This window comes from Streptomyces sp. NPDC051173 (assembly GCF_040689515.1).
Lineage (GTDB): Bacteria > Actinomycetota > Actinomycetes > Streptomycetales > Streptomycetaceae > Streptomyces.
This window is the reverse complement of the sequence record NZ_JBFBBD010000156.1, coordinates 1-3,312: the sequence shown is the minus strand read 5'-3', so window position 1 is coordinate 3,312 and position 3,312 is coordinate 1. Positions and strand designations below refer to the sequence as shown.

The following is a 3,312-nucleotide window of genomic DNA, read 5'->3' as shown; positions in this document are numbered from 1 at the left end:
CCCGGCGGCTCCTAATCGGCGCCCGGTCCGGAATTCGGCACGCCGAAATCCATCCCGTTCAGGGGTCATGCAGTAGAGATTGCCGCCGGTGCGGCGTGAGTGGCCGCCTCGCCGTCCTCGCGGACGCCGGGGCAACTCGAAGAACTCTACACGAGCCCGTAGGACGCATCAAACCTGTGGCGCAAGGGGGTTTCGCAGGAGTACGGTCGGCGCATGACTCAGCATGCGTGCCGCAGCACTCGGCAGTGGTGGGCCGCCTGACCCGGCGGCCCGTCTTCTGCGCATGCATCCACGGCCGCCGCCTCGGCGGCCTTTTTGCTGTCCGTGGTGGTGGTCCCTCTCCAAGGGAGGCAAGACCCCATGACCCGGATCTTCAGCGGTATCAAGCCCACCGGCCACCTGACGCTGGGCAACTATCTCGGAGCCGTACGCCAGTGGGTCGAGACGGACCAGCACAAGGCCGACGCGCTCTTCTGCGTCGTCGACCTGCACGCCCTGACCGTCGACCACGATCCCGCCAGGGTCCGCAGGCTCAGCCGGCAGGCGGCGACGCTGCTGCTCGCCGCGGGGCTGGAGCCGTCCCTCTGCACGATGTTCGTGCAGAGTCATGTGGACGAGCACACCCGGCTCTCCTATCTGCTCGAGTGCACGGCGTCCGACGGTGAGATGCGCCGGATGATCCAGTACAAGGAGAAATCGGCGCGTGAGCGGGCGACCGGCGGGAGCGTACGGCTGTCACTGCTGACGTATCCCGTGCTGATGGCGGCCGACATCCTCGCCTATTCGGCGGACGAGGTGCCCGTGGGCGACGACCAGGCCCAGCACGTAGAGCTCACGCGTGACCTGGCCGTGCGGTTCAACCAGCGGTACGGCCACACGTTCACCGTGCCGAAGGCCGTGCTCCCGAGCGTGGCCGCCAGGGTCATGGACCTCCAGGACCCCACCTCGAAGATGGGGAAGTCCCACGCGGAGACGAGCGGGATCGTCTATCTGCTCGACGAGGCGGACGTCGTACGCAAGAAGATCATGCGTGCGGTGACCGACAGCGGCAGCTCGGTCGTATACGACCGGGAAGAGCAGCCCGGAGTCGCGAACCTGCTGGAGATCCTCGCGGCCTGCGTCGGCGGAAAGCCCGCGGAGCTGGCCGAGGGGTACGACTCGTACGGCGCTCTGAAGCGGGACACCGCCGATGCCGTGCTCGAACTGCTGCGGCCGGTGCGGGAACGGCACGCGGAATTGTGCGCCGACCCGGGATATGTGGACGCGGTCCTGCGCACCGGGGCCGAGCGGGCCAGGAAGGTGGCCCGGCCGACCGTCGACGCGGCCTACGCGGCGATCGGTCTGATGCCGCCCGCCTGAAGGAACGAAGAACGGCCTCGGAGACCGCAAGGGAATCCGAGGCCGTTCCGTACGAGCGGTCGCCGCTGTCAGGCTTGCCCGGAGGCCAGTTCCCGGCTGCGGTCGCGAGCCGCTTCGAGTGCGGCGATCAGAGCGGCGCGTACGCCGTGGCGCTCCAGCTCCCGGATCGCGCTGATCGTCGTGCCCGCCGGCGAGGTGACGGCCTCGCGGAGCTTGACCGGGTGCTCGCCACTGTCGCGCAGCATGACGGCCGCGCCGATGGCCGCCTGGACGATGAGGTCGTGGGCCTTGTCCCGCGGGAGGCCGAGGAGGATGCCGGCGTCGGTCATCGCCTCGACGAGGAAGTAGAAGTACGCGGGGCCCGAACCGGAGAGGGCGGTCGCCGCGTCCTGCTGGGACTCCGGGACCCGGAGCGTCTTGCCGACGGGCTTGAAGATCGCTTCGGTACGGAGGAGATGGTCCTCCGTGGCGTGGGTGCCCGCGGAGATGACGGACATGCCCTCGTCCACGAGGACGGGGGTGTTGGGCATGACGCGTACGACGGGGACGCCCTCCGGCAGCCTCTCCTCGAAGAAGGCCGTGGGGACGCCGGCCGCGGCGCTGATCACCAGCCGATCGGCGGGCAGATGGGGGGCGAGCTCGTCGAGAAGCGTCGCCATGTCCTGCGGCTTCACGGCGAGGATCAGGGTGTCGGCGGCCTTGGCGGCCTCGACGTTGGTGACGGTGTCGACGCCGTAACGGGCGCGGAGTGCCTCGGCCCGCTCCGGGCGGCGGGCGGTGACCAGCAGGTCCTCGATCGACCAGCCTGCGCGGATCATGCCGCTGAGCAGTGCCTCGCCGATCTTTCCTGTGCCGAGAACGGCGACTTTCTGGGCCACGGGGCTCGCTCACCTCTTCTGCGCTGGAGTTCAGGGGCGTCCCCAGCCATCTTCGCACCCGGCGTGCACTCCACGAGGCGACGTGGGAAAGCCGGAGGACGACGAGGGCCACGCCGGAGTGAACGGTACGGAATATTTCTGGCAACCGATTCCACGTTTACATCGTGGCAACACGCCAACTGTCCGGCGCACAGCCGCACTTGGATGGAATGACCGCGGGTGTCCACGGCACGCTCCGCCACCCTCTACCGTCCGGCCTGCCCCCACCTCGACGTCTTCCGCTGCCGCACCGCGTCGTCCGGCAGACAGCGATCTGCATCGCTGTGCGCCGCACCGTGCACTGGAGGCAACCTCATGGAGCAATACCCTTCGGCCGCGCCCGGAACGTTCTGCCGCGGGCCAAGCTCCGGTCAAACCACCGCAGTCGAACACTCCTCGCCAGCCTCCGCGCCGACGTCACCGCGTCACTCGTCGTCTTCCTCATCGCCGTACCGCTCTCCGTGGGCATCGCCGTCGCCTCCGGAGTCCCGGTCGAGCTGGGGCTCGTCACCGGTGTGGTCGGCGGTCTCCTCACCGGGCTGCTGCCGGGCAGCAGCCTCCAGGTCAGCGGGCCGGCCGCCGACCTGACCGTCCTCGTCTACGAAGCCGTGCGGGGCCACAGGCTCGGGGCGCTCGGCGTCCTGGTGCTCGCGGCCGGCGTGCTGCAGATCGCCATGGGGCTGCTGCGCCTGGGGCGGTGGTTCCGGGCGATCTCCGTTTCGGTGGTGCAGGGGATGCTGGCGGGCATCGGCCTGGTGCTCATCGCCGGGCCGTTGTACGCGCTGGCCGACGCGCGCCCACCCGCCGGTGGCCTGGAAAAGCTCGGCGGGCTGCCCGATCCTGCGGGACGTCGGCCGACTGTGGCGGGACCATCGCGGTGAGGCGGTGGTGCTGGTCCGAACGGAATGCGGTGCCGTCGGTCTCCGTGCGCAAATAAAAAGGTCCGGGAACGCAGAAATGCCCTGGCAGGAACCGGAGTTCCCACCAGGGCATTTCATCAAAATTTGTTCGGCGGCGTCCTACTCTCCCACACGGT

General features: G+C 69.2%; 2 protein-coding genes and 1 pseudogene. 2 read left to right on the top strand and 1 reads right to left on the bottom strand.

From position 1 onward, the window contains the following. The first annotated feature begins 360 nt into the window (after window positions 1–360). A complete protein-coding gene (trpS, locus tag AB0435_RS33995) occupies window positions 361–1,359 on the top strand; it encodes a tryptophan--tRNA ligase (RefSeq protein WP_366008552.1) in 999 nt (332 codons plus the stop codon). 68 nt (window positions 1,360–1,427) lie between these two features. On the opposite strand, the gene proC is transcribed toward trpS, so the two are convergent. Continuing rightward, window positions 1,428–2,237 carry a pyrroline-5-carboxylate reductase gene (proC, locus tag AB0435_RS33990; protein WP_366428715.1) on the bottom strand — a complete coding sequence of 270 codons (810 nt, stop codon included), beginning with the start codon at window positions 2,235–2,237 and terminating at the stop codon, window positions 1,428–1,430. Between the two features lie 389 nt (window positions 2,238–2,626). Between proC and AB0435_RS33985 the strand changes: the two are divergent. Beyond that, a pseudogene (locus AB0435_RS33985) lies at window positions 2,627–3,112 on the top strand (SulP family inorganic anion transporter); the annotation flags it as partial. Between the last annotated feature and the right edge of the window lie 200 nt (window positions 3,113–3,312).